The sequence below is a fragment of the Algibacter sp. genome (assembly GCF_049667265.1).
GTDB lineage: Bacteria > Bacteroidota > Bacteroidia > Flavobacteriales > Flavobacteriaceae > Algibacter_B.
Genome location: NZ_JBATHX010000004.1, coordinates 1 through 3,895, shown reverse-complemented (window position 1 = coordinate 3,895; position 3,895 = coordinate 1). Strand labels below are relative to the sequence as shown.

The following is a 3,895-nucleotide window of genomic DNA, read 5'->3' as shown; positions in this document are numbered from 1 at the left end:
TAACTGAATATCAATTAAATTTAAGACAAAAAAATGATATAATCCATTAATAAAATGTTAAACTTAAAAACTTTATGATTCCTTAACATTACCAAATTCAAGGATAGATTAATCAACATATTAACACTAAAATCGCCACCTGAAAATAGAAATAGGCTAACTATTGGAGGTTACCAAATTTTATAATATTTTTATAGCATGACCTACTCTATAATTGACGTAGAAACTACGGGACGCACAAACAGAATAACTGAAATTTCTATTTTTAACTACGAAAACGGAAGGGTTATAGACGAATTTACTTCACTAGTAAATCCTGAAGATTATATTCCAAATCATATTACAGCTTTAACAGGAATTGATAATAGCATGGTTTACAATGCGCCTATTTTTGCTGATATTGCCCAAAACATTTTAGATATAACCGAAAACACCGTTTTTGTAGCACATAATGTAAACTTCGATTATAATGTAATTCGTGGTGAGTTTAATCGGATTAATTTAGATTTTACCAGAAAAAAACTATGTACCATTAGGTTGGCTAGAAAATTAATCCCAGGACATAAATCTTACAGCTTAGGTAAACTTTGTAATGATTTAAACATACAAATTGAGGGCCGACATAGAGCTCGCGGAGATGCTGAGGCTACTGTAATATTATTTAAAAAATTAGAGCATAAAGAAAATGCACAATCCATTTTTACCCAATTTTTAAATGGCAATAGCAGACAAGGCACTTTACCTGCCCATTTACCAAGCCAAGTTTTTGATAGCATTCCAAATTCAACAGGCATTTATTATTTTTTAAATAAAAAAAAGGAAATTATATATGTTGGAAAAGCTAAAAACTTAAAAAAGCGTGTAATAGGGCATTTTTACGATAAAAAACAAAAAGAGTTAGATTTATGTAGAGAAACTGCTCATGTAGATTTTGAATTATCTGGGAGTGAAACCATAGCATTACTCATGGAAGATGCCGCTATTAAAAAACACTTTCCAAAATTTAACGTAGCATCCAAAAAATCAAATAGACGCTTCGGGATTTTTAATTATACAGATAGAAATGGCATTATCCATTTTACGTACAACACGCTCAAGTTAAGTCCTAACCCAATTAAAATTTTAGAGTCCAAAAGAGATGTTATTTCCTATTTAGAAAAAATTTGTGAAGCTTTTGAGTTATGTCCTAAATATTGTGGCTTACAACAAAACGTGACCACTTGCAATCACTATAAAATTTTAACATGTAAAGGCATCTGCTCTCAATCTGAAGCTCCAGAAGCTTATAATATTAGAGTTAATAAAGCTATATTCTTAACACAAAACGAAAGTTTAAATAAAATTATAAAACAGAAAGGTAGAGACGAATCAGAAGTAGGCTTTATTCTTATAAAAGATGGTAGTTATAGAGGCTATGGTTTTGTAAACAACAATGAGCAAATTACTAATACAGAAGCTTTAGAAAATTTTATAATTCAGCAGAAGGATAATGGTGATATACAGCGGATATTATCTAAGATTTTATAATACTAAACTGCGTCAACCGTAATTCTTACACTCTTGGAGGCTGGCGTTTTTGCTGTATGGGCAAAACTATCAAGTGGTACTAATATATTTGTTTCAGGAAAATAAGTGGCACAACAATTTTTAGGAATATCATAGCCAATAACTTTAAAATTATGTGCTTCACGAGATACGCCATTATAAACAGACTTTAAATTCACAATTTGGTGTTCAGAAAGCCCTCTTGTTTTCATATCCTCTCGATTCATAAAAATGATGCGTCTTTCATTAAAAATACCTCGATATCTATCATCTAAACCATAAATTGTGGTGTTGAATTGATCGTGACTTCGAATCGTCATCATGATTAATTCATCTTGTTTCAATTTCCACTCAGGAAGTTTGTTAATTGAAAAATTGGCTTTTCCTGTTATAGTTTTGAATTCTCTAACTCTTGCTCCATTAGGTAAATAGAAACCTGACGGTTGTTTTAGTTTTTTGTTGTAATCAGTAAATCCATCAACTACCTCAGCAATATCATCACGAACCAAATTATAATCAGTTTTATATTGCAACCAATTGACTTTTGATCGTTCCTTAAGGGTGGCATGTGCGATACCGCAAACCACAGCAACCTCACTAAGTAATTTATCAGAACAAGGCTCTAAAACACCCTTTGTTGTGTGAACAACTCCCATGGAGTTTTCTACACTTTGAATTTGCAATCCTGTTTTTTGATAATCTTTTTCCGTTCTACCTAAACAAGGAAAAATCAAGGCTTCTTTTCCAGTAACTAAATGCGAGCGGTTTAATTTTGTACTGACATGAACCGTTATATCACAATTAGCCATAGCTTGCGCGGAATAAGCTGTATCTGGTACCGCCGAAATAAAATTTCCACCCATTCCGAAAAAGACTTTTGCTTTCTTCTCATACATGGCTTTTATAGCATCAATTACCGAATAACCGTGTTTATTGGTAGGTTTAAAACCATACTTACTTTCTATTTTATCAAGAAATGCTTGCGGAGCAGATTCCCAAATACCAACCGTTCTGTCGCCTTGCACATTCGAGTGGCCTCGCACAGGACAAGTGCCTGCGCCCTCTTTTCCAATACTGCCTTTAAGTAATAATAAATTGACGATTTCTCGAATATTATCAACCGCATTTTCATGCTGCGTTAAGCCCATGGCCCAACAAATTATTATTTTATTGTTATTAAGGATTAAATCGAAAACCTCATTAAATATTTCTAAAGATACACCTGAAGCTTTCAAACAGTCTTCAAAATTATAAGTCTTTAAATCGGTGATAAACGCTTCGTAACCATGAGTAAATTCATCGATAAATGTTGTATCAAAAATGGAACCTTGAGTTTCTTCTCTTTCTAATAATTTTAATAAAATTGCTTTAAAAAATGCTACATCTCCATTGATAGTAATAGGAACAAATACATCCGCTATTTGTGTGCCTCCTTTTAATAATTTTATGGGATTTTGCGGATTTGTAAACTTTATCAATCCAGCTTCGGGAAGTGGATTTACAGCAATAATTTTCCCACCATTCTTTTTTGTTTTCTCCAAAGCGGTCAGCATTCTTGGGTGGTTTGTTCCTGGGTTTTGCCCAACAACCATCACTACTTCTGCTTTGTATAAATCATCTAAAGTAACCGAGCCTTTACCAATACCTAAGGTTTCAGATAAGGCGCTTCCACTCGCTTCATGACACATATTTGAACAATCAGGCAAATTGGACGTTCCAAATTCTCTGACGAATAATTGATATAAAAAAGCGGCTTCATTAGTTGTTCTTCCTGATGTATAAAAAACCGCTTCGTCAGGATTATTCAAACCATTTAAATGTTTCCCTACTTTTTCAAATGCCTCATCCCAAGAAATAGGTTGATAATGTGACCCTCCTTCACTTAAAAACATAGGTTCTGCCAACCGACCTGATTTTCCTAATTCGAAATCAGACCAACCTGCCAATTCATCAACCGAATGTTTTTGAAAAAATGAAGCACCTATGGTTTTATTTTGCGCCTCTTCAGCAATAGCCTTAATGCCGTTTTCACAAAACTCGCCTAAGGAGGAGCGTTCATCATCTGGATCTGGCCATGCACAACCCGGACAATCAAAACCTCCTTTTTGATTCATTTTTGTGGCTAACTTGAAGGCATCAACAGCTTTCATGTATTTTGAAACTTGACCAATAGCAGTAGTAATACTTTTAAAACCAACACTATTAACAGGAGGCTTGGTACTTTTTAAGTTTTTAAAAGTTTCGGGTGTTAATGCTTTTTCTTTTATTGATTTACTCATTTAAAATTGAAATTGGCGCTATGCAGTTTTTGGTAGTCTTCTTTTGAATCTAAATCTACATTTTTTACTGG

2 protein-coding genes are annotated in these 3,895 nt (G+C 33.3%); one reads left to right on the top strand and one right to left on the bottom strand.

Features of this window, described 5'->3' with window-relative positions:
- Nucleotides 1-198: 198 nt before the first annotated feature.
- Entirely contained in the window at nucleotides 199-1,527 is a 1,329-nt protein-coding gene (locus WBN21_RS00115) for an exonuclease domain-containing protein (protein ID WP_424197288.1), read from the top strand.
- Between the two features lie 2 nt (nucleotides 1,528-1,529).
- On the opposite strand, the gene WBN21_RS00110 is transcribed toward WBN21_RS00115, so the two are convergent.
- A complete protein-coding gene (locus tag WBN21_RS00110) occupies nucleotides 1,530-3,824 on the bottom strand; it encodes an FdhF/YdeP family oxidoreductase (protein ID WP_424197287.1) in 2,295 nt (764 codons plus the stop codon).
- Between the last annotated feature and the right edge of the window lie 71 nt (nucleotides 3,825-3,895).

Bases quoted from the DNA above. Each gene is read 5' to 3' on its own strand.
- WBN21_RS00110 (WP_424197287.1), bottom strand. From the start codon at position 3,824: ATGAGTAAATCAATAAAAGAAAAAGCATTAACACCCGAAACTTTTAAA.
- WBN21_RS00115 (WP_424197288.1), top strand. From the start codon at position 199: ATGACCTACTCTATAATTGACGTAGAAACTACGGGACGCACAAACAGA.